General features: G+C 46.3%; 22 protein-coding genes. 9 read left to right on the top strand and 13 right to left on the bottom strand.

The window, feature by feature from the left end; translation table 11 throughout:
• Nucleotides 1-84: 84 nt before the first annotated feature.
• The 7 genes from rraA to priA form a co-directional block, all read right to left on the bottom strand.
• Nucleotides 85-606 carry a ribonuclease E activity regulator RraA gene (gene rraA / locus AACU59_RS06480; protein ID WP_026027418.1) on the bottom strand — a complete coding sequence of 174 codons (522 nt, stop codon included), beginning with the start codon at nucleotides 604-606 and terminating at the stop codon, nucleotides 85-87.
• 76 nt (nucleotides 607-682) lie between these two features.
• Entirely contained in the window at nucleotides 683-1600 is a 918-nt protein-coding gene (locus tag AACU59_RS06475; protein ID WP_017043197.1) for a 1,4-dihydroxy-2-naphthoate polyprenyltransferase, read from the bottom strand.
• Between the two features lie 122 nt (nucleotides 1601-1722).
• Nucleotides 1723-3054: an HslU--HslV peptidase ATPase subunit gene (hslU, locus tag AACU59_RS06470; RefSeq protein WP_088729195.1), complete on the bottom strand. Its 1332-nt coding sequence runs from the start codon at nucleotides 3052-3054 to the stop codon at nucleotides 1723-1725.
• A 35-nt stretch (nucleotides 3055-3089) separates the two neighbouring features.
• A complete protein-coding gene (gene hslV / locus AACU59_RS06465; RefSeq protein ID WP_010317615.1) occupies nucleotides 3090-3656 on the bottom strand; it encodes an ATP-dependent protease subunit HslV in 567 nt (188 codons plus the stop codon).
• 120 nt (nucleotides 3657-3776) lie between these two features.
• Nucleotides 3777-4319 carry an SPOR domain-containing protein gene (locus AACU59_RS06460; RefSeq protein ID WP_017043196.1) on the bottom strand — a complete coding sequence of 181 codons (543 nt, stop codon included), beginning with the start codon at nucleotides 4317-4319 and terminating at the stop codon, nucleotides 3777-3779.
• 102 nt (nucleotides 4320-4421) lie between these two features.
• Nucleotides 4422-5429, bottom strand: coding sequence for a DNA-binding transcriptional regulator CytR (gene cytR / locus AACU59_RS06455; RefSeq protein ID WP_013855849.1), 1008 nt, complete (start codon nucleotides 5427-5429; stop codon nucleotides 4422-4424).
• Between the two features lie 305 nt (nucleotides 5430-5734).
• Complete coding sequence (priA, locus tag AACU59_RS06450; protein ID WP_094144943.1) at nucleotides 5735-7936, bottom strand: primosomal protein N'; 2202 nt, start codon at nucleotides 7934-7936, stop codon at nucleotides 5735-5737.
• Between the two features lie 268 nt (nucleotides 7937-8204).
• Here priA and rpmE point away from each other — a divergent pair, with 268 nt between their 5' ends.
• The gene (gene rpmE, locus AACU59_RS06445; protein WP_010318344.1) at nucleotides 8205-8420 is read left to right on the top strand and encodes a 50S ribosomal protein L31; all 216 of its coding nucleotides are present in this window, start codon (nucleotides 8205-8207) and stop codon (nucleotides 8418-8420) included.
• Between the two features lie 205 nt (nucleotides 8421-8625).
• Nucleotides 8626-9903: a malic enzyme-like NAD(P)-binding protein gene (locus AACU59_RS06440; RefSeq protein WP_026027888.1), complete on the top strand. Its 1278-nt coding sequence runs from the start codon at nucleotides 8626-8628 to the stop codon at nucleotides 9901-9903.
• Nucleotides 9904-10051: 148 nt separating this feature from the next.
• On the opposite strand, the gene metJ is transcribed toward AACU59_RS06440, so the two are convergent.
• Nucleotides 10052-10378, bottom strand: a complete 327-nt coding sequence (gene metJ / locus AACU59_RS06435; RefSeq protein WP_010318342.1) for a met regulon transcriptional regulator MetJ — start codon at nucleotides 10376-10378, stop codon at nucleotides 10052-10054.
• A gap of 393 nt (nucleotides 10379-10771) precedes the next feature.
• Between metJ and AACU59_RS06430 the strand changes: the two genes are divergently transcribed.
• The 3 genes from AACU59_RS06430 to metF all read left to right on the top strand — a co-directional run bounded on the left by AACU59_RS06430 (nucleotide 10772) and on the right by metF (nucleotide 15485).
• Nucleotides 10772-11938: an O-succinylhomoserine (thiol)-lyase gene (locus tag AACU59_RS06430; protein WP_094144944.1), complete on the top strand. Its 1167-nt coding sequence runs from the start codon at nucleotides 10772-10774 to the stop codon at nucleotides 11936-11938.
• On the top strand, nucleotides 11938-14349 hold the full coding sequence (locus AACU59_RS06425; protein WP_017049225.1) for a bifunctional aspartate kinase/homoserine dehydrogenase II: 2412 nt from the start codon (nucleotides 11938-11940) through the stop codon (nucleotides 14347-14349). The genes AACU59_RS06430 and AACU59_RS06425 overlap by 1 nt, the downstream gene beginning before the upstream one ends.
• 245 nt (nucleotides 14350-14594) lie before the next feature.
• Entirely contained in the window at nucleotides 14595-15485 is an 891-nt protein-coding gene (gene metF / locus AACU59_RS06420; RefSeq protein ID WP_094144945.1) for a methylenetetrahydrofolate reductase, read from the top strand.
• Nucleotides 15486-15603: 118 nt separating this feature from the next.
• Here metF and zapB read toward each other — a convergent pair whose 3' ends face one another.
• Nucleotides 15604-15846, bottom strand: coding sequence for a cell division protein ZapB (gene zapB, locus AACU59_RS06415; protein WP_010318338.1), 243 nt, complete (start codon nucleotides 15844-15846; stop codon nucleotides 15604-15606).
• 316 nt (nucleotides 15847-16162) lie between these two features.
• Here zapB and glpX point away from each other — a divergent pair, with 316 nt between their 5' ends.
• Complete coding sequence (glpX, locus tag AACU59_RS06410) at nucleotides 16163-17170, top strand: class II fructose-bisphosphatase (protein ID WP_013855841.1); 1008 nt, start codon at nucleotides 16163-16165, stop codon at nucleotides 17168-17170.
• A 111-nt stretch (nucleotides 17171-17281) separates the two neighbouring features.
• Here the strand turns inward: glpX and pfkA are convergent, their stop codons facing one another.
• The 3 genes from pfkA to AACU59_RS06395 form a co-directional block, all read right to left on the bottom strand.
• On the bottom strand, nucleotides 17282-18244 hold the full coding sequence (gene pfkA, locus AACU59_RS06405; protein WP_026027416.1) for a 6-phosphofructokinase: 963 nt from the start codon (nucleotides 18242-18244) through the stop codon (nucleotides 17282-17284).
• 260 nt (nucleotides 18245-18504) lie between these two features.
• Entirely contained in the window at nucleotides 18505-19413 is a 909-nt protein-coding gene (gene fieF / locus AACU59_RS06400) for a CDF family cation-efflux transporter FieF (RefSeq protein ID WP_010318335.1), read from the bottom strand.
• A gap of 122 nt (nucleotides 19414-19535) precedes the next feature.
• Nucleotides 19536-20030: a CpxP family protein gene (locus tag AACU59_RS06395; RefSeq protein ID WP_026027415.1), complete on the bottom strand. Its 495-nt coding sequence runs from the start codon at nucleotides 20028-20030 to the stop codon at nucleotides 19536-19538.
• A gap of 186 nt (nucleotides 20031-20216) precedes the next feature.
• Here AACU59_RS06395 and AACU59_RS06390 point away from each other — a divergent pair, with 186 nt between their 5' ends.
• The 3 genes from AACU59_RS06390 (at nucleotide 20217) to trmL (ending at nucleotide 22879) form a co-directional block, all read left to right on the top strand.
• Entirely contained in the window at nucleotides 20217-20903 is a 687-nt protein-coding gene (locus AACU59_RS06390) for a response regulator (protein ID WP_013855837.1), read from the top strand.
• Nucleotides 20903-22303, top strand: a complete 1401-nt coding sequence (cpxA, locus tag AACU59_RS06385; protein WP_094144539.1) for an envelope stress sensor histidine kinase CpxA — start codon at nucleotides 20903-20905, stop codon at nucleotides 22301-22303. The genes AACU59_RS06390 and cpxA overlap by 1 nt, the downstream gene beginning before the upstream one ends.
• A gap of 99 nt (nucleotides 22304-22402) precedes the next feature.
• Nucleotides 22403-22879 (top strand): tRNA (uridine(34)/cytosine(34)/5-carboxymethylaminomethyluridine(34)-2'-O)-methyltransferase TrmL, encoded by a 477-nt coding sequence (gene trmL / locus AACU59_RS06380; protein ID WP_013855835.1) that lies wholly within the window; start codon nucleotides 22403-22405, stop codon nucleotides 22877-22879.
• 96 nt (nucleotides 22880-22975) lie between these two features.
• Here trmL and cspE read toward each other — a convergent pair whose 3' ends face one another.
• Complete coding sequence (gene cspE, locus AACU59_RS06375; RefSeq protein WP_013855834.1) at nucleotides 22976-23188, bottom strand: transcription antiterminator/RNA stability regulator CspE; 213 nt, start codon at nucleotides 23186-23188, stop codon at nucleotides 22976-22978.
• Between the last annotated feature and the right edge of the window lie 197 nt (nucleotides 23189-23385).

Genomic DNA, 23385 nt, shown 5'->3' with positions numbered 1-23385 from the left:
GCACGTCGTGGTGAACTAAATATAAAAAAGCCAGCATTCATGCTGGCTTTATCACTTAGAAACATCGCCTTTCAGCGCGAGAAACTACTCTTCAATCTCGTCAAGGTCATCATCTAAGTCCATATCCACATTTAAAGGCTCAGGAGATAAAATAATACCCGTATTATCAGCGTACAAATAATCTTCAGGTAGGAAAGTGACGCCACCAAAATTGACAGGCACATCCACTTCACCGATACCTTGATTGGATGCTCCAACAGGAATAGAGGCGAGCGCTTGAATGCCGATGCTCATCTCTTCGAGTTCATCCACTTCACGGACACAACCGTAAACAACGATGCCTTCCCACTCATTTTCTTCAGCAAGAGCGGCCAATTCTGCATCAATCAGCGCACGGCGCAGTGAACCACCACCATCAATTAACAGCACCCGTCCTAGCCCATCTTGCTCTAATACTTCACGGATTAAGCCATTATCTTCAAAACATTTAATCGTCGTAAGCTGGCCAGCAAAGGATGCGCTTCCACCAAAGTTACTAAACATTGGCTCCACCACATCGACTTGGTCGAGATAAATATCACATAACGCAGAGGTGTTGTATTCCATAATGGTTCTTCTCTTGCCGAAAATTATCTTCACCGAGTATATAGGGTCATTAAGTCATTGCAATGACAAGCGACAATTAACTCGTCAGAGTTTGAGCTATAACAATTCCAACAAACAACAAGTTGGTGATCAGTGAACATTTGACGATAGCGGGCATCATAGGTGCTATCTGCGCAGGTTGATCACTCACCCACACCGCTTTACTGTGTTTTACCACTACCACAATGCTCAACAAAAAGGGCAAACTGATCCACGTTGGGCTGCTTTGCATCACTAAATACCAAGCAAAAGCGATCACCGCACCCGCCAATAGCATAAAGTGATATTGCTTGGCGCGCGTTTGCCCAAGACGTACGGCAACGGTTTTTTTTCCGCAAACTGCATCATTTTCAATATCACGCATATTATTGACATTGAGCACAGCGACCGCCAATAAGCCACAGCCTAACGCGGGTAAGAACAGGCTCGGTTCCACATGGCCGGTATGCAAGAAATAGGTTCCAGACACCCCAAGTAAACCAAAGAAAATGAATACGGATAAATCACCTAAGCCGACATAGCCGTAGGGTTTGTTACCGACCGTGTAAGCAATCGCGGCCACAATAGCGAGCACGCCCAACCCGACAAAAGCCAGAATACTTTGCACGCTATCCAGTGCATAAAAAATCAACACCAAACCCGAGATAACCGTCAATGTGATGTTAATCAGCATCGCTTGCTTCATATCATCGAGCGTCACCGCACCGGACTGAATCGCTCTGATTGGCCCTAAGCGAGCCTCATTATCCGTGCCCTTGACCGCATCACCATAATCATTTGCAAGGTTAGATAAGATTTGCAATAAGGTCGCGGTAAGCAGAGCAAGCAGCGCTACTGGCAACGAAAAATGGCCCGATGAGAAAGCTAACGCGCTGCCCGTTAAAATAGAAACTAGCGCGAGAGGGAGCGTTTTAGGCCTGGCCGCATCAAGCCAGATATGGAGCGAATTCTTCATGCAAGGTCACTGCCGTTCAAAAAAGGGGTCAGTATATACTGTTCTGCTGACGAGTATAACACGGCAATAAAAAGCCCGTCACTTTGGACGGGCTACAAACAGTGTACTGACCATTCGATCCGCTAAAGAATAAAGCGGCTCAAATCTTCATTCTCGACTAACTCACCTAGGCGCTGCTTGACGTAGGCGGCATCGATAATCATTGAGGAGCCAGGCTTTTCTGTTGCATCAAATGAGATTTCATCCATCAAACGCTCCATCACGGTATGTAGGCGACGTGCGCCGATATTTTCCGTGGTTTCATTCACTTTCCACGCGGCTTCCGCAATTTGAGTGATGCCATCTTCAGTGAATTCAATGTTCACCTCTTCCGTCTTCATCAGCGCAATATACTGCTCGGTCAGAGAGGCTTTCGGCTCAGTCAAAATACGTTTAAAGTCATGGCTCGATAATGCTTCAAGTTCGACGCGAATCGGCAAGCGGCCTTGCAACTCGGGGATTAAATCAGAGGGCTTCGCCACTTGGAATGCACCCGATGTGATAAAGAGGATATGATCAGTTTTAACCATGCCGTGCTTAGTCGAGACGGTACTGCCCTCAATCAAAGGTAGCAAATCACGTTGTACCCCTTCACGCGACACATCTGGACCTGAGCTTTCGCCGCGTTTACAGATTTTGTCAATCTCATCGATAAAGACAATGCCGTTATTTTCAACATTAAAAATAGCTTGATCTTTCAGCTCTTCCTGATTGACCAATTTTGCCGCTTCTTCCTCAGTCAAAGCTTTGAAGGCCTCTTTGATTTTGAGTTTGCGTTTTTTCTTGGTATCCCCTGCAAGGTTCTGAAACAAACCTTGCAGCTGATTGGTCATCTCTTCCATGCCCGGAGGTGCCATAATTTCAACCCCCATTTGAGGGACAGCGACATTGATTTCAATCTCTTTGTCGTCGAGCTTTCCTTCACGCAACTTTTTACGGAAGATTTGGCGAGTATTCGAGCTCTCTTCGCCCTTTTCATTCTCTCCCCAAGCATCACGAGCTGGCGGCAATAAAGCATCTAAAATACGCTCTTCTGCTTGCTCTTGCGCGCGAAATTGCACTTTTTCCATCGCTTGCTGGTGAGTCATTTTTACCGCGACATCGGTTAAATCGCGAATAATAGTTTCCACTTCTTTACCAACATAACCCACTTCGGTAAATTTGGTCGCTTCCACTTTAATGAATGGTGCGTTGGCAAGCTTGGCGAGACGACGAGCAATTTCCGTTTTTCCCACCCCAGTTGGACCAATCATCAAAATGTTTTTCGGCGTTACTTCGGCGCGCAAGCTCTCTTCGAGCTGCATGCGACGCCATCGATTACGCAGCGCAATCGCCACCGAACGTTTGGCTTTATCTTGACCAATAATATGGCGATTTAATTCGTGAACAATTTCACGTGGAGTCATTTCAGACATCAGATTTTCCTTAATTCTTTACCCTAACACTGTCTTTATTTTTCGGTGGTTACTGTTTGTTGCAGTAGCAATTCCGCCGGTATTTCTAGTTCTTCGATAGTGTGGAAATGGTTGGTAAACACGCAAATGTCGCCCGCAATTTTCAGTGCTTTTTCAGCGATTTCACGTGCATCTAAATCGGTATTTTCTAATAATGCGGTCGCCGCAGCTTGGGCAAAATTACCACCCGAACCGATAGCAATCAGGTCGTTTTCTGGTTGAACGACGTCACCATTGCCCGTAATAATGAGTGATGCCGTTTCATCAGCCACCGCTAAAATCGCTTCTAGCTTACGCAGTGCTCGGTCACTACGCCAATCTTTTGCCAGCTCAACCGCGGCCTTAGTAAGATGACCTTGATGCATTTGCAGCTTACTTTCAAAGCGCTCAAACAAGGTAAACGCATCGGCTGTGCCACCTGCAAACCCTGCCAAGACTTGATTATTGTACAGACGGCGAACCTTGCGCGCGTTGCCTTTCATTACTGTATTACCGAGCGATACTTGTCCGTCACCGGCGATGACAACTTTATTATTACGACGTACAGAGACGATGGTAGTCACGACAGGACCTCTTATTTGTTTTCACGATGGAGTTAGCAAATATATGAGGATGGTTGGGGAAGATTTCAAGTCACAAAAAACACTCACCGCGAATCGATTGGATGCGGTGAGTGATCGCTCTTATTGTGGTTCAGTCCAAATGGCGCACGGCTCAATTTTAGCGCGTTGTAATTTATGCTCGTCACGCTGCGCATCACGCTTATATTTGTACGGCCCTAATACCACGCGATACCAACTGCTGCCTTCCGTTTTTCGGATTTCACTTTTTAAACCCTGAAACGCGATATCAAGTTTACGGCTTTCAGCTTGTGCCGAAGTTTTGTACGCCCCACACTGCATAATGTAAGGGATTTCAGACACTTTCTGTTCTTTGGCTACCACTTCTACTTCACGTTTCGGCAAGCTATCCACGTAATCCCATTTTTCCTCTGGGGGCGGTGGGATCACTTTCTCTGGCTTAGGTTTTGCGACTGGTTTTGTAGGAACCACAACCGCTTGAGGCGGCTCAGGATCACGGCTGAGTAAGAACAGCCCATAACCAAAACCGGAAACGAGCAACAGTGCCAATAAGCCACTACGCCAAGGTTTACGACGTGGAGTTGTTTTTTTCGGGGTCGGCTTTTTCGGACTACGACCGCGCCTTACATAATCTTTATTAGCCACAGAGAATTCAAAAGTTGATGGTTTGTGCCAATGTTAATGCAGTTTCCAACGACTTAATAGTGTTGAAAGAGTTGCAGCGCATCAAAAATGCGCTGCGTGTGGTTAGTTCAAACGAGGAGGCGCTGCGCTTTCTCGAATCACTAACTTGGTTTCTAATAGTCGAGAACCTGCGCCAACCTCTTGACCGCGAAGAAGATCGAGCATCATGAGCATCGCTTGACGCCCTATCTCATAGCGCGGCTGTGAGATGGTCGTTAACGGTGGATCGCAGTAGAGCGCAAATTGAATATCATCAAATCCCACCACTGAAATATCTTGTGGAACGCGTAAACCCAATTTTTTGGCTTCCTTAATGACACCGATAGCCATACTGTCATTATGACTAAAAATGGCTGTGGGTGGCTCAGATAACGCCAATAATTGGCGCAGTGCTTTAGCCCCAGCTTCAAAAGTAAAATCACCATAAGTGCAATAATTAGGGTTCATGGTAATTCCTGCACGGCGTAAGGCTTGTTGATAACCTTGATGGCGGAACTTACACAGCGTGGCCTCTGCTGGCCCCGATATTTGCGCGATGCGTTTGTGCCCGAGCTGCGTCAAATAGTTCACCGCTTCAAACGCTGAAGTAAGGTTATCAATATGTACCGTCGGCAACTCAAGTTCTGGCGCAAATTCACATGCCATGACCATAGGTGGCAGGTTTTTTTGCTCCGGCTTACTAACATCAAACGGCAAATCCGTTCCCAGCAACAACATGCCATCGGCCTGCTTAGTAAATACGAGGTTAACTAACGAACTTTCTCGCTTTTTCTGCTGACCACTATCACCCAACAGTACTAAATAACCATGTTCCATCGCCGCATCTTCGATACCACGAATGATCTCTGTGAAGTAAGGGTCACAAATATCAGGCACGATAGCGACAATGGTTTTAGATTCATTACGGCGTAAGTTGCGAGCGAGAGAATTTGGTGAGTAACCAGCTTCCAAAACAGCATCTTCGACACGCTTTCGCGTTGAAGATGATACTTTTTCAGGGTTCATCAACGCCCTAGATACCGTGGCGGTTGATACACCTGCAAGCTGGGCAACATCCTTCATTGTCGCCATAGAAATTAACCTCTTTAAAAGTTGTTACTGGGCTGAAATCACCCGTTGTTATGTTTATAAAATCCGGTTGTAAAATCTGGTTATCCATTTTGAACGCTGAGCTGTTATTCACAGCGGATATATGAGTGATAGTCTATTCATTTCCACCCAGAAAGTTACGGTCAGATTAACAAATTTTACATAATAAGCGTGAAGCCACTCACATTAGAGAGGATTAAATAGGCTGACAAAAATAACAGTAACCTTTTTAGCACTCGATTGCTTCAATATGTTACATCTCATTTCATCGAAAACGCTACTGAGGTTTAACTGAGATCTTGCGGTTCAATATCTAACGACCAGCGAATTTTCTTGGCTAATGGTAACAGTCCAATCGCAGGCTTAGCACTCATCAATAGTTTTTGCATTTTGGAGCGATGCTGAGTTTGCAGTAATAACTGCCAGCGATATTTGCCCGCTCTTTTCGCCAATGGTGCTGGGGTTGGCCCCAATACTAAGCACGAATCATCAAATAACGGATGCGCTTCTAACGTATGCCTAATTTGGCGTAAAAACTCTTCCACCATCGAAGCTTGATTGGATTCCGCTTTAAACAGTGTGAGATAGGTGTAAGGTGGCAACATCGCTATTTTCCGCTCTTCTAACGCGGTTTCTGCAAAATGACGATAATCCTTTTGCAACAGTGCTTGCAGCAAACTGTGTTCCGGGTGATGCGTTTGTAAAATCACTTCGCCGGGTTTACTAGCGCGTCCTGCTCGACCTGCCACTTGAGTAAATAGCTGCGCCAAGCGTTCGGCGGCGCGAAAATCACTGCTGTATAGCGAACCATCCACATCCAATAACGCTACTAAAGTTACATCGGGAAAATGGTGCCCTTTAGCGAGCATCTGCGTGCCAATTAAAATCTGATACTCACCTTGTCGAATCGATGATAACGCACTTTCTAAACTGCCTTTACGACGCGTACTATCGCGATCAATACGCACCGTTTTATATTCGGGGAAAAGCTGCGCCAGTTGCGCTTCAAGTTGCTCGGTACCTACCCCAACCGTGACCAACTGAGTGGAACCACAACCTTGACACTGATGAACCACCGGACGTTGCGAGCCGCAATGGTGACAACGCATGTCACTGCTGTATTGGTGAAAGGTATAGTACGCATCGCAACGTTTGCACTCGGCAATCCAACCGCATTCATGGCACATCAGCGCGGGCGAGAAGCCGCGCCGATTGAGAAACAGCATCACTTGGTTACCTGCACTGAGGTGTTTTCTCATCTCAGCAATCAGCGGCGCTGATAACCCACTCTCTAAAAACAGGCCTTTCACATCCAACACTTTGTTTTTAGTGGGAACCGCTACGCCCGCACGCTGAGTTAAGCTTAAGTGATGATATTTGCCACTCAATGCATTATGCAACGTTTCTAATGCTGGAGTGGCAGAACCGAGCACAATCGGGATCTGCTCAAGATTTGCACGCATTACCGCGACATCTCTTGCATGGTAGCGTAGGCTATCTTGCTGTTTATACGAAGCGTCGTGCTCTTCATCAACAATGATGATACCTAGATCTGCAAAAGGCGTTAGCAGCGCTGAGCGAGTACCAATGATAATGCCCGCAATATTATCACGCGCCGCTAACCACGCGTTGAGGCGCTCGGTTTCATTGAGCCCCGAGTGAACCACGGCAACTGGCACATTAAATCGCTTACGAAAGCGGTTAATGGTTTGTGGTGTTAGACCAATCTCAGGCACCAGTACCAATGCCTGACGTCCTTTTTCTAAAACGGGCTTGATTAAGTTTAGATAAACTTCGGTTTTCCCTGAACCGGTGACACCTTCAAGTAAATGGCATGCGAAATGGTGATGGCTATTAATTGAAGCAATCGCGATCGCTTGTTCTTGGTTTAGCTTGGGCTTTTCCACATCCGCTTCAACATTTTGCGGCCAAGCCGTCAGTGTCGGCCGTTTTTCCAGTGATTCTATCCAGCCTTTCTCTTGTAAGGTTTTGAGTACGCTGCTACCTACCTCTTCATCAATAAACAGTTGATGGGGCACAGCGCCAGACTCAAGCATCGTCATCACTTTGGCTTGCTTTACCGCTCGCCCAAATCCTTGCATGAGTTGATCGCGCCCACTGGGCGTCAGTTGCCACTCCACTAAGGTCGAAAAATCGGCCGCTTTCCCTTTGCGTAATGCGCCAGGCAAGGCATTAAATAGCGTGTCTCCTAATGGGTATTGATAAAATTGGCTACACCACAACAGCAATTGATAGAGTTTCTCTGGCCAGACTGGCTGGCTATCGAGCACCGCTTTTAGCGGCTTTAATTGATCGACTGAAAACTCAGATTCACTGACTATAGCGGTGACGATACCCACCAGAGTTTGCCGACCAAATGGCACCGACACTCGTCCACCAACAATCGGAAACAGATGACTTGGGATCTGATAATCAAACTGCTTATCCAATGGGACAGGTAAGGCAACGCGTGCAATGGTGGGGCGCATAATCGACCGTTCGTTCTACAAAAAATGTGAAAAGACAGTCTACTGGATGCGTCACCGAAATTCGAGCTTCGTCATTGGACAAAAATGTGGCGAAAATAGCGGCGAAATGGCTTGATCCACTGAAGAGGATTCATTAATATATCGCGCCTTGATGATATGGCTTCTTGCTTGATGTTAAGCAGTCAGCGGTATCAACATTTTTTTATTAACTACGTGTGGTGTCCGGCATAGATTCGGATAGCGACGCGGCCCAATTTGAGGTTATCCCATGAAAGCTGGTATCCATCCAGAGTACAAAGCAGTTAGCGCGACTTGTTCTTGCGGCAACTCTTTCGAGTTCAGCTCAACGCTAGGCAAAGATTCTATCCACCTAGACGTGTGTGACAAATGTCACCCATTCTACACTGGTAAGCAACGTATCGTTGATACTGGCGGCCGTGTAGATCGCTTCAACAAGCGTTTCGGTGCTCTTTCTAGCAAATAATCTCTTTTTTGCTAGAAAATTAAAAAAGGATGCTTCGGCATCCTTTTTTGTTGGCATTTTTTGTATAGTTGTCAGTACGCACTGGTCTTATCTGCGACATTTTCTCCATTTTTTGATGAAGCACGTCAGGTTCCCGCCTAGGAAGTTTGAGCGACATCCATTAGAATTATGGACCTTTTCCAATCCAACACGAGCACTTATACCTATGTCTGATGACACTCACCAAGAATTAACGGCAGAAGAACAATTTCGCCAACGCGCACTCGATTACCATGCTTACCCAACCGCGGGTAAAATTGCCATTTCACTAACTAAGCCTGCCGACTCGGCTGAAGACCTTGCTTTAGCTTACAGCCCGGGCGTCGCTGAACCGGTTCGTGAAATCGCACAGAACATCGACAACGTTTATAAATACACTGCGAAAGGCAACACCGTCGCTGTGATCTCAAACGGCACGGCTATTCTTGGTTTAGGTAACTTAGGTCCGATGGCTTCCAAGCCCGTCATGGAAGGAAAAGCGCTACTGTTTAAACGCTTTGCTGGGCTTGATTCAATTGATATTGAAGTAAAACACCGCACAATCGATGAATTTGTCGATACGGTTGCCAACATCGCCGACACCTTTGGCGGCATCAACTTAGAAGATATCAAAGCACCAGATTGCTTTGAGATTGAACGCCGTTTGATCGAGCGCTGTAATGTGCCTGTTTTCCATGACGATCAACACGGCACTGCGATTGTTACCGCAGCTGGCATGCTCAATGCGATTGAACTACAAGGCAAGAAACTCAACGAATGCACTATCGTCTGTCTTGGCGCTGGCGCAGCAGCTACCGCTTGCATGGAACTACTGATTAAGTGCGGCGCAATGCGTGAAAAAATCTACATGCTTGATCGCAAAGGTGTGATTCATACTCGTCGCGATGACATCAATGAATATAAGCAGTTGTTTGCTAATAACACCGACAAACGCACACTGGAAGATGTGATTGAAGGCGCTGACTTATTCCTAGGTGTGTCAGGTCCCAACCTGCTGCCTGCCGAAGCGCTAAAATTAATGGCCGATAAACCGATCGTATTTGCTTGCTCAAACCCGGATCCGGAAATTAAACCGGAACTCGCACGCGCGGTACGTGACGATTTAATTCTCGGCACAGGCCGTAGCGATTATCCAAACCAAGTCAACAATGTGTTGTGCTTCCCATTTATTTTCCGTGGCGCTTTGGATGTCCGTGCTAGTGAAATTAATGACCAAATGAAGCTAGCCGCAGTTGAGGCGATACGTGAACTGGCTAAAGAAGAAGTGCCGGCTGAAGTGTTGAAAGCTGCAGGCGTAAAAGCGTTAAGTTTCGGCCCTGAATACATCATTCCAAAACCGATGGACCCACGCCTACTGCCTCGTGTTGCTAAAGCGGTTGCTCAAGCAGCGGTTGACTCTGGCGTCGCTCGAATCGAGATGCCTGTCAATTACATGCAAGAATAATCACAAGCTTGAGCGGCTAAATGCCTCGCTCGAAAAAAAACCGCTGACTTTCAGCGGTTTTTTTATATTCTGAGACACAGAGCCAAAGTCACAATGGCAACTTACCCAGTATCCTCTCTATTTTATCTCGTTGTACCGCAATTACGCGCTACACTTCTTCATCATCATACGCTTCAAATTCAATACCCATGGCGGTCATTAATGCTTTTGCTTCCGTCGGAATATCGTCTGGACGATCTTTTCTCAAATCTTCGTCGGTCGGTAAAGGTTGACCGGTATAAGCATGCAAGAAGGCTTCACACAGCAGCTCACTGTTCGTTGCGTGGCGTAAGTTATTGATTTGACGGCGAGTGCGCTCATCAGTTAATACTTTCAACACTTTCAATGGGATTGAAACGGTGATTTTTTTGACTTGCTCACTCTTCTTCCCATGTTCAGCATATGGGCTAATGTATTCCCCATTCCAGTCTGCCATTGCGCACCTTCGTTATCGTAATTGGTCGTTAAAAATTTGAAAGTTGGATTTTAGCGGGATTTACCGCCACAAGCAAAGACATATAGACGTCTAGATACATTGACGTCTTCTTTTGAGTTCAGTAAAGTGTGCCATTATCGACAAAGAGATACCCGAAATACTTGAAATTTCAGCAGAGCGGCAAGTCAAGGCAGCCAGACTATGTGATTGAAGTAGGTGAACCTAGCCAACATCGCAGCAACTTCAAGTTAGAAAGGGGATAGCAATCTCACGCACTATCGGATATAGCTAATACTCGAGACAATGGACGTTGCCATTTCGTTGTCCCCAGATAAAGCAGGAACCCCTCAATAAAAGTCAGTTTATTGAGTTTAATTAAGTAAGGAAACCGTCATGACCACTCGCAAGCCAGCCACCATCGCCGTTAGAACCGGTATTGAATCCGACTCTCAATATCATGCTGTTGTGCCTCCAATTTATCTTTCGACAAATTATAGCTTTCCTGCGTTTGGTGAAGTGCCTAAATACGATTACACACGCTCTGGCAACCCAAATCGAGGTCTGCTCGAAAAAGCGTTGTTTGAACTCGAATCGGGTCAAGGCGCAGTGGTGACTAACTGTGGCACTTCGGCGCTGAATCTATGGGTTTCCGCCTTTTTAAGTCCTGACGATCTGATCGTGGCCCCGCATGACTGTTACGGTGGCACATATCGACTGTTTAATACACGCGCCAAAAAAGGCGATTTTAAGACACTCTTTATTGATCAATCCGATCCAAACGCTTTGCAGGCCGCTTTGGCGAAAAAACCCAAATTGGTACTCATTGAAACCCCATCCAACCCATTGGTTCGCGTGGTAGATATTGCTGATATTTGCCAACAAGCACACGCCGTCGGTGCATTAGTGGCGGTTGACAACACCTTCTTAACGCCAGTTTTCCAAAAACCATTAGAGTTGGGCGCAGATTTTGTCATCCACTCCACCACCAAATTCATCAACGGCCACTCCGATGTGATTGGCGGAGTTGTTATCACCAAAACAGAGCAGCACGCTGAAGAGCTAGCATGGTGGGGCAACTGCCTTGGCTCAACGGGAACCCCTTTTGATAGCTATATGACGCTGCGTGGCATTCGTACCTTAGGCGCAAGAATGCGCGTCCATGAGGAGAGCTCACGCGCCATTTTGGACTATCTGCAAAGCGAAGCCTTAGTTAAGGTCATTTATCACCCGAGTTTGCCAGAGCATCCTGGCCATGAGATTGCGAAAAAGCAGCAATCTGGCTTTGGCTCTATGCTCAGTTTTGAGTTTGCGGGTAGCTTTGAACAGCTTAAATATTTTGTCTCTCAGTTAACATTATTCTCACTGGCAGAATCATTAGGAGGCGTGGAGAGCTTAATCTGCCACCCCGCTTCGATGACTCACCGAGCGATGGGCGAAGAAGCGTTGGTCGAAGCCGGTGTTTCACAACAGCTATTACGCCTATCGGTCGGCTTAGAAGATGCCCAAGATTTGATTGACGATCTCGCGCAAGCCTTTGCTAAAGCGCAGGAGGCCTATTAATGACTGCCCTACGTCAATTGCACAAGTTTGGCGGTAGCAGCCTTGCCGATCCTGAATGCTACAAACGGGTCGTTAATATCTTAAAAGAGTATTCTCAAGCTGATGATTTGGTGGTGGTTTCTGCCGCAGGAAAAACCACCAATCGTTTAATCGAATTTCTCGACGCTCTCAATAAAGATGGCCGAGTGGCTCATGAGAACTTGCAATCGGTCCGTCAGTACCAAATCGATTTAATCAACGCGCTGCTCGATGAAGATGCAGCGCAACCGCTCATCACTTTACTCACCAACGAAATTCGCACTTTGGGTCAGCTTTGCGCGCCCCTATCGCCAGCTCAACAAGCGGCGGTACTTGGCCATGGTGAAGTGTGGTCATCACGCTTATTGGCGGCGTTACTCAATCAACATAACCTTGCGGCTGTGGCACAAGACGCCCGCGAATTTCTTCGCGCGCAAGCAGGCACACAACCGGAAGTGGATCGCGCTCGCTCCTACCCTTTGCTGAAAGAAATTTTGGCACAACACGCGCATCACCGAGTGATCATCACAGGCTTTATGGCTCGCAGTGAACAAGGTGATACTGTGCTACTTGGGCGCAATGGTTCCGATTACTCCGCCACTATGATCGGTGCACTTGCGGAAGTAAACCGGGTAACGATTTGGAGTGATGTGGCCGGTGTTTATAGCGCCGACCCGCGTATTGTCAGTGATGCCTGTTTACTGCCGCTACTGCGTTTGGACGAAACCAACGAGTTAGCGCGCCTTGCCGCCCCAGTATTACACAGCCGAACTTTGCAGCCCGTGGCGCAAAGCACCATGGATTTGCACTTGCGCTGCAGTTATCAACCCGAAGCAGGATCGACTCGTATTGAGCGTGTATTGGCATCGGGACGCGGTGCCAAAATCATTACTTCACTTGATGATGTGCTGTTGATTGAGCTTAATTTTGCTCACGGGCATGACTTCCAGCGCCTACAAAATGATGTACTGCGCAGCTTGCGTCGTGCTCAACTCGAACCGCTAGCTTTCGATACTCAAGCCGATCAACACCAATTGCGCCTTGCCTATACTGCTGAGATTTCAGGTGGAGCCCTAGCCCATCTGCAAGATGCCGCTTTTGAAGCGGAAATTAAACTCAAAGAAGGCTTTTCATTAGTGGGGGCTGTAGGTGCGGGAGTGACGAAAAACCCCAATCACTGCTACGGCTTTTATCAACAGCTACGTTCATCACCGATCGAGTTTATCTGTGAAGCCGAATCTGGGCTGAGTTTAGTCGCAGTACTGCGTAAAACGCCGATCACCCCCTTAGTGGTGGGTATGCACAACCAACTATTTCAGGCGCAAAAACGGGTCGCACTGGCACTGTGTGGCAAAGGCAACATTGGTTCGAGTTGGTTAAAACTCTTTGCTGAACAAAAATCAGAGTTAGAAAAACGCCATGGCATGAACTTCGAGTTGGTCGCGGTGGTCGATAGCCAAACCTATTGGTTTGATGAGCAAGGGATTGATGCGGCATCGGTTTTAAAGCATTTTGACGATGAAGCGATTGCCAGTGAAGGAATGACTTGGCTACAACGATTAAGCAATATTCAAGGATATGACGAAGCGGTTGTGCTCGATGTAACCGCAAGCAAAGAACTGGCTGATCACTATCTCAGCATTGCTGAAAATGGGGTGCACCTCATCTCAGCGAATAAAGTCGCGGGCTCTTCCTCTAGCGTCGATTACCACCAAATAAAAGAAGCGTTCGCGAAAATTAGCCGCCATTGGCTCTACAACGCGACGGTTGGCGCAGGCTTACCCATTAACCACACGGTACGTGATTTGCGTGAAAGCGGTGATGAAATCGTCGCCCTCTCTGGTATTTTCTCTGGCACTTTATCTTGGTTATTTCAGCAATTCGACGGCTCAATACCGTTTAGCGAACTGGTCGATTTAGCATGGCAACAAGGACTTACCGAGCCTGACCCGCGCAGCGATCTGGATGGTTCAGACGTAATGCGCAAACTGGTGATCCTAGCCCGTGAAGCGGGATTACATATCGAACCGGAAAATGTCAAAGTTGAATCACTGGTTCCTGATGAGCTCAAGCACCTCTCACTGGATGACTTTTTAGACAAAGGCCAACTGCTGAGTGAAAAATTAGCAGAGAGACTAACCAAAGCACAACGTGAAGATAAAGTGCTACGCTATGTCGCAAGGCTTGAGAAAAATGGCAAAGCAACGGTGGGGGTTGAAGCTTTAGAGCGTGAACACGCTTTGGCTAACCTTTTACCTTGTGACAACATCTTTGCTATCGAGAGTAAATGGTATCGCGATAACCCGTTAGTGATTCGTGGCCCGGGCGCTGGTAGAGAAGTGACAGCAGGAGCTATCCAATCGGACCTCAACTTGCTGTCAAGCTTGCTGTAACACTCCAGCTTATTCCAGATTAAGGGGCCACTAGGCTCCTTAATTTAACTGCGAAAGGATGATATTAGGTCATGCATACCGAGGTTGAGCATGACTTGAAGGTCACTCACAATCAACATGAATAATATTCATAATTACAGTGTTGACATTAAATGCTATTCAATACATTCTGTGGACATATAGACGTCTAAACGTCAACTTAAGGAATGATAGATTGGCGGAAGAACGCCACAGGGAGAAATAAAATGGGATACACGCACGCCAGTCATATTGATGCACTCAACCAGAACGTGGCTGAGCTATCAGATAATATCAATGTCTCATTTGAGTTTTTTCCACCCAGCTCAGCGCAAATGGAAGAGACATTATGGAATTCCGTTCACCGTTTAAAAACCCTGCAACCTAAATTTGTTTCTGTGACTTACGGAGCAAACTCTGGCGAGCGCGACCGCACCCATTCGATCATTAAAGAGATTAAAGATCAAACTGGCCTTATTGCAGCACCGCACCTCACCTGCATCGATGCCTCTCGCGATGAGCTGATTCAGATTGCCGATGACTACTGGCACAACGGCATCCAGAACATAGTTGCGCTGCGTGGCGACATCCCCGCTGGTGGCGGCAAACCAGAAATGTATGCTTCCGACTTAGTGACTCTACTCAAATCTCGCCATGATTTTGATATTTCTGTCGCGGCATTTCCAGAAGTCCACCCTGAAGCGAAAAGCGCGCAATCCGATCTGGTCAATCTAAAACGCAAAATTGATGCAGGTGCAAACCGCGCAATTACTCAATTCTTTTTTGATGTTGAAAGCTACTTACGATTTCGCGACCGCTGCGTAGCTGCTGGTATTGATGCTGAAATTGTACCGGGCATTCTACCGGTATCAAACTTTAAACAAGCTTCTCGCTTTGCCGCGCAAAACAACGTTAAAGTCCCCGGATGGATGGCGAAACAATTTAATGGATTAGATGATGACCCAACCACACGCCAGCTCGTGGGTGCAAGCCAAGCAATTGACATGGTTCGTATTTTAAGCCGTGAAGGCGTCAAAGACTTCCATTTCTATACGCTCAATCGCGCTGAAATGACCTACGCATTGTGCCATACGTTGGGCGTAAGACCGAAAGCATAAACTTTCTCTGCACTCATAACGCTATTATTGGTAAATGTTGCTCGTGATAAAACGCGATGATTGATTAAAAGTAACGCCGACTTGATGTCGGCGTTGTGGTATCACTTAAGCGAGCAGATTATTCCACGTCGTCCATTTTACCAAGTAAGCTACGAATACGATCTTGCCATGCATTCTGCTCTTGCTCCATTTGTTGCGCTTTTTGCTCAAGCTCTTCACGCGCTACTTTTAGCTCATTCGCTTCATTCACGAGCTGCTGTTTCTCTTCTTTAAGCTCTTCCACTTCCATTTGTAGAAGTGCGATGGTGTCAACTGCGGTTTGAATTTTTGCTTCTAGTAGTTCTAATACTTCAAAAGACATGGTGCATACCCTTAGTTATTCGGTTGAGGTGAACAAAATTTCACTTATTGGTTCATTCTACTCAGCACAGCGCTCAGAAACACTCACTATATGCAAATTTTCTCGCTATTTGGCTAAAAAATCGGCTCAACTTAACCGTCAACTCACTTAAGCGCCAAACCTAGACCGAAAAACACTTTATCTGGCCATGGATTTGCTCAATTTGAGGCTTAGCTTTGATCAAGTGCAACCCTTGTGAACTAAAAAAGCAAACGTTTACTATTTGATATGCTAAAATTCCGCCGAAATTTCCTATTCCCTTTTCTTTGGAGCTAGCATGAAACGCGATTTAGCAATGGCATTCTCTCGAGTCACTGAAGGTGCCGCACTGGCAGGTTACAAATGGCTTGGCCGAGGCGATAAAAATGCGGCCGATGGCGCAGCGGTAGAAGTCATGCGCAACCTACTCAATAAAACCGACATCCAAGGTGAAATTGTAATCGGTGAAGGCGAAATTGACGATGCTCCAATGCTCTACATTGGCGAGCTTGTTGGCCTTGGTGGCGATGCGGTTGATATCGCAGTGGATCCTATTGAAGGTACGCGCATGACGGCAATGGGCCAGTCAAACGCATTGGCTGTTTTGGCGGCTGGCGAAAAAGGTAGCTTCCTTAAAGCACCTGATATGTACATGGAAAAATTGGTGGTTGGCCCCGGCGCTAAAGGGTGCATTGACCTCAATAAGCCTTTAAAAGAGAATTTAGAAAATATCGCCGCCGCGCTGAATAAACCATTAGACACTCTAGTTGTGATCACCTTAGCGAAACCTCGCCATGATGCCACCATAGCGCAAATGCAAGAGATGGGTGTTCGCGTGTTTGCTGTGCCAGATGGCGATGTCGCCGCCTCGATCCTAACTTGCATGCCTGATAGTGAAGTCGACGTGATGTACTGCATCGGCGGTGCACCTGAAGGGGTGGTTTCAGCCGCGGTCATCCGAGCTCTAGATGGTGATATGCATGGCCGTCTGCTACCACGTCATGAAGTCAAAGGCGATACGGAAGAAAACCGCATTTACGGTGCAAAAGAGTTAGCTCGCTGCGCGGAAATGGGTGTCGAAGCTGGCGTAGTGCTGAAAATGGAAGAGATGGCCCGCAGTGATAACGTCATTTTCTCAGCTACTGGTATCACCAAAGGGGATCTGCTGGAAGGTATTACCCGCAAAGGCAACATCGCCACCACAGAAACGCTATTAATTCGTGGCCGCTGTCGTACCATTCGCCGTATTAAATCAATTCACTACTTAGAGCGCAAAGACCCAGAAGTGCGCGCGATCATTTTGTAATCCGCCAGTGCTTTGCTCTGTTTTATTTTAACGACAAAGCATAGAGAGACAAAAAAGACCGCAATGCGGTCTTTTTTACTTAATCACTTTATACCGAGATGGAAGAAGTGATTAGAATAACTCTTCAGCCACTTTATACAAATCAGTGCGAACTGGACGCTTCATATTTTCAATTGCGTCGATAATATCGTGGTGAACCAACTGCTCTTTCTGAATACCAACACAACGACCACCGTGGCCATCAAGCAGTAAATGTACCGCAAAATTACCCATGCGTGACGCAAGAACACGGTCAAACGCCGTCGGGCGACCACCGCGTTGAATATGACCCAGCACGGTAGCGCGAGTTTCACGTCCCGTTGCTTTTTCAATTTCTTTCGCCAGTTGGTTAGCATCCATCATCAACTCAGTCAGTGCAATAATGGCGTGTTTCTTACCTTTCTTAATGCCGTCTTGAACGTTCGCGATCAGTTGGTCCATATTCAAGCCAGTTTCAGGGGTGATGATATATTCACAACCGCCTGCAATCGCCGACATCAGAGTCAAATCACCGCAATGACGACCCATGATTTCAACAATAGAAATACGTTGATGAGAAGAGGAAGTATCACGTAAACGGTCAATTGCGTCGATAACCGTATTCAATGCTGTTAAGTAACCAATAGTGTAATCGGTACCTGCAATGTCGTTATCAATCGTGCCTGGTAAACCAACGCATGGAAAACCCATTTCGGTTAGCTTTTTCGCACCCATATAAGAGCCATCACCGCCGATCACGACTAAAGCATCAATACCATGCTTTCTTAGGTTTTCGATCGCTTTTTCACGTACTGCAACTTCACGAAATTCAGGGAAACGCGCAGAACCTAGGAAAGTACCACCTTTATTGATAACGTCAGAAACGCTTGAACGATCCAATTTTTTAATGCGATCTTCATAAAGACCAAGGTAGCCATCGTAAATACCAAATACTTCCAAATCAGCACCGAGTGCCGTACGAACAACACCACGGATTGCTGCGTTCATGCCAGGTGCGTCACCGCCACTAGTCAAAACACCGATCTTCTTAATCATGCTCACCCTCGATTTTTTGGGAACTTAATACTAATTTTTTACGCTGTCCGTTAGCGATAAAACCGACAGCAAAATCTTTCTAATCTGTGCATAATGTTACCTTTCCTAAAGAGGAATACTACTGTTATTTGCACGAAATTATGTAAGTTTGCTACTTATGTAAGAGTATTACAGTTTTGAGTTAATGCTTTGTTGATTCATATCAGAATCATGCTTATTTATTGTTCTTAAAAAGATAGTTAATAAGAGCGTTTTTGTCGCTACCACCCTTGTGATTTTTGCTTTTTTTCTGGTCCAAACACCACAGAATAAGGATCTTGGTGGATTAATACATCAGCTCCCGGGAAAGCCTCGAGTAGCTTATCTTCCACCTCATCGGAAATGCGATGCGCCTCAATCAAGCGGATATTGTCATCTAGTTCCAGATGTAACTGAATGAATCTTACAGGTCCAGACATGCGAGTTCTTAATTGATGCACACCCAACACACCAGCCACAGAAAGACATTCTGTGCGGATTTGCTTCAATTCTTCGTCAGGTAACTTACGATCCAATAAGGTCTGAATGGCCTCTTGTACCATACGAAAAGCACTGTAAAGAATATAAACGCCAATGCCGATCGCAAAGATGGCATCGGCCTGTTTAAAGCCAAACCAGCTCAATATGAGCGCGATCATAATCGCTGCATTCATGAACAGATCGGTTTGGTAATGCAATGAATCCGCGGCAATGGCTTGGCTGCCCGTTTTTTTCACGACATGCTTTTGGAACAACACTAAGCCAAAAGTCACTAGCATTGCAAACAGGCTGACATAAACGCCATATTCAGGAGAAGTTAATTCGTGTGGGCGGAAAAAACGGTCAACCCCATTGAGGATAAGAAAACAGGCCGAGCCTGAAATGAACATCGCTTGGGCAAGAGCCGCAAGCGATTCCGCCTTACCATGACCAAAGGCGTGCTCTTTATCTGCGGGCTGCAGTGCGTAACGCACCACAATTAAATTGACCACGGAAGCGGCAATATCAAGTAAGGAATCAATCAAGGATGCGAGTAGGCTGACCGAGCCAGTAACCCACCAAGCGATCACTTTTACTATCAGCAACAATGAGGCTACAAGGGTTGCTGTCCAGGCAGCAAGCGTAACAAGGCGTGCGTATTCTTGTTTCATATCACTAAAATCAGCTTGAGAATGAGCAGGTAGTATACCTTCTCAAATTAAGAATGAATATGACACAAAAATGAACAGGCCTCACCCGAGGCCTAGTATCAATTATTAGCGGTTATCAATGACTAGCTATTTTTTTTCATGTGCTTAGGACCATTTTCCATGCACTTCTGCATGCGATCTTGTTGTAGCGTTTGCAGTTTTGCTTTTTGTTCCGGAGTTAGCACACTCATCATGTCATGACGTTTTTCTAGCATCTTGACACGGTGAGCAACCTGTTGATCGACCATCTCTTTGGCTAGTTCATTTGCCGCTGCCGCATCAAAGTTCTCAGCGAGCACGAGAGCCTGTACTTTGTCATGGTGCGCTTTCATTTTCGCTTGGCGTTGACCTTTGTGCTCACCCTTCATCGCTTCGCGATTCGCCTCACGCATTCCTTTCAGCTTTGCTTGTTGATCAGACGTCAAATCAAGCTGCTGCATCATGCCGCGATCAAAACCGCCACACTTATCATTTGGGCCTTTATGCTGCTCTTTACCACCAAATGCAAAGACGCTTGCTGTGCTAAGAGTCAGAGGAAGTATCACCGCCGCAAGTACTAATTTTTTTGCCATTTTCATCATCTATTCCTTCACTAAGTGGATTCTAACAAGCTGTATTCACAGCGCTTGAGTGTAGAATAGGGCCTGTACGGTAAAGCAACGTATAGTGAGCGTAAAGAATCGTAAAGAGCTTATTGCTCACTGAATATCTTGCCTATTTCGCAGTAAACTGTACCCATAAATTCCCCAACGACGAGGCGACACATGGCGCATATTCTTCTGATTGATGATGATACTGAGCTCACCAGCTTACTAAAAGAAGTCTTGAGCTATGAAGGCTTCGATGTCTCTGAAGCGAATGATGGTGAGAGCGGGCTCGCGGCCATTCATGATCGCATTGATCTTGTCTTACTCGATGTAATGATGCCTAAGCTTAATGGGATGGAAACGCTGAAAAAGTTACGTGAAAACTGGCATACCCCGGTATTAATGCTCACCGCCAAAGGAGAGGAGATCGATCGCGTCATCGGTTTAGAACTCGGCGCGGATGACTATTTACCGAAGCCTTTCAGTGACCGAGAGCTGCTGGCACGCATTCGCGCGATTTTGCGCCGAACCCAAACCAGCAATGGCACCAAACATAATGAAGTCATTGAGTGCCAAGATATTCAAGTATACCCCAGCAAGCAGGAAGCCTATTGCCAAGGGCAATTGTTAGACCTCACCACCACGGAATTTGCCTTGCTGACTCATTTTGTGCAAAACCCAGGCGAAACCTTAACTAAAGAAGCGCTCAGCCTTGATGTCCTAGGAAAACGGTTGGCGGCCTTTGACCGCGCGATTGATATGCACGTCTCGAATTTACGCAAGAAATTACCTGAGCGTGTCGATGGTAAATCACGGATTAAAACGCTGCGTGGTCGTGGCTACCTCATGATTCTGGAGGATTAATGCGCCTACCTAAAATCAACAGCCTTTATGGCAGAATTTTTGCCATTTTTTGGTTTACGATGCTGCTGGTGCTGATCGCAGTATTAGCACTGCCGCACCTTGATCCTCGCAAAACCCGTGATATACCTAGCGATGAATACCAACGTCTTACACACTTAAAACAGAAAATAGAGAGTATGTTTAAAGATGAGCATGAACTCACACGTATCCTCTTTCGTTTAGAAAATAGCAGCAACAAGCGTGGTGAAGGGCACATGCGCGAGAAGAACGGCACGCCACAATTTTTTATCACAACGCCAGATGGCACGATCCTCACCACCAAAACTCAAGCCGACTTTAAATTTAAAGCACTCCAAAATTTCGTGACCAGCATTGAATCCATTGATAAGCCACAACAGAAGCTCTATGGCCGTTATATGATTTCAGGTCCATTGCCAATTACCCTTGCTAAGCAAGATCTACTCATGTTTGTCGGTATTCGCTGGAATGAGCCCCCCCCGTTCTTATTGCAACTATTTGACCGTCCGTTCGGTCTACTGCTTGCCGTGATGCTCGTCAGTACACCGCTACTCCTATGGCTCGCATGGGCATTGAGCCAACCCGCCAGCCGCCTCGAGCAAGCCGCCAAACGGGTCGCTCGCGGCGAATTTGTGGTCGACCCAAGCTTAGAAAAAGGCACCAGTGAATTTCGCCAAGCAGGAAAAAGCTTTAACCAAATGGTAGAAGCCGTCAATCAAATGATTTCCGGCCAGCAGCGATTGCTGTCGGATATTTCACACGAACTGCGCTCCCCTTTAACTCGACTGAGAATGGCCAATGCACTTGCCACTCGTAAACAAGGTAGCAGCTCAGAATTGGAGCGAATCGACACCGAAGCACAGCGTTTAGAGCAGATGATCGGTGAACTGCTGACGCTTTCGCGTATGCAAACCAATAGCCATCTCAGCAGAGAAACTCAACCGCTATCCAGTTTATGGGAGGAATTATTGAGTGATGCCCAATTTGAGGCGGAGCAGATGGAAAAAAGACTCACCTATAATGCGATTCCACCGCACACGATTTCCGGTACACCAAAACTGCTGATGAGCGCATTGGAAAACATTGTGCGTAACGCCATTTACTATGGCAAAGATGAAATCAATATTACCTTTTCGGTCGAAAAAGGCAGACTATCGGTTTGCGTGGAAGACAATGGTGAAGGCGTTCCCGAAAACGAGTTAGACGATATTTTCCGCCCCTTTTATCGTGTTTCGACCGCGCGTGATAGGCACAGTGGTGGTACAGGGTTAGGTTTAGCCATCACCGAAAGTGCCATTCGTCAACACAGCGGTACTATTCACGCAAGTCGCAGCCAATTAGGTGGGTTAAAAGTACAATTCACGCTCCCATTGGATAGTTAAATTCCACTTATGCCTATATTGCCAAATAACGGGTGACTTGTACTCAATAGGCTCGTCACCTTATACTTCCGGCCCACACTCCTTAAGAGCAGCTATACCATGTTTGATATCGCACTTTACGAACCTGAAATCGCCCCTAATACCGGAAATATTATTCGCTTGTGTGCCAATTGCGGCGCTAATTTGCATCTTATTGAACCGCTGGGTTTTGATCTAGAAGAGAAGAAAGTGCGCCGTGCAGGGCTTGATTACCACGATTTAGCGCGCGTAACGCGTCATGCCAACTTGGATGCCTTTATGGACTACCTCAATGCAGAGCGCGAAACGTACCGGATTTTTGCTTGTACCACTAAAACCACGGGGCACCACGTCGATGCGCAGTTTCAAAAAGGAGATGTGTTGATGTTTGGCCCAGAAACTCGTGGATTACCAGCGCAAGTCATCGAAAGCCTACCGATGACACAACGTATTCGTATTCCTATGATGGCAGAAGCTCGCAGTTTAAATCTCTCTAATGCGGTCGCTATTATTGCGTTTGAAGCGTGGCGTCAAATGGGCTTTGAAGGTGCGCAATAACAGCGCTAGTGCTCTAAAACGGTAAGAAGATAAATCACCAAATAGCAAAAAGGCCGCCTAGGCGACCTTTTTATTAATTCTAGATATTAGGCTAGATTACAGAACAGTTACTTGAGCTGCTTGTAGGCCTTTTTGACCGTTTTCTACGTTGAAAGACACTTTTTGGCCTTCAATTAGAGTTTTGAAACCGTCAGAAGCGATTGCATTGAAGTGTACGAACACGTCAGCGCCGCCGTTATCTTGAGTAAGAAAGCCGAAACCTTTAGTTTCGTTAAACCATTTTACAGAACCAGTTGTTTTGTTAGACATAATGTGTCCCTTTTATTTAAATTCATAAAGTTATCGCGCTTATGCGCAATGCACTGATAGATTGAATTATTTAATGTTACTAATAAGGTAAGGGAAACACTGAGGACATCAACTTTTACGATGGGATTCTGAGAATTTACTTTTACTTTTATTTTTTGTTTCATTAATAACCCCTGAACAACAGAGCGAGGTAACTA

The sequence above is a fragment of the Vibrio sp. V23_P3S9T160 genome (assembly GCF_963886625.1).
In the GTDB taxonomy this organism is placed as follows: Bacteria; Pseudomonadota; Gammaproteobacteria; order Enterobacterales; family Vibrionaceae; genus Vibrio; species Vibrio anguillarum.
The sequence above is the reverse complement of the archived record's forward strand: the minus strand, read 5'-3'. Positions and strand labels throughout refer to the sequence as shown.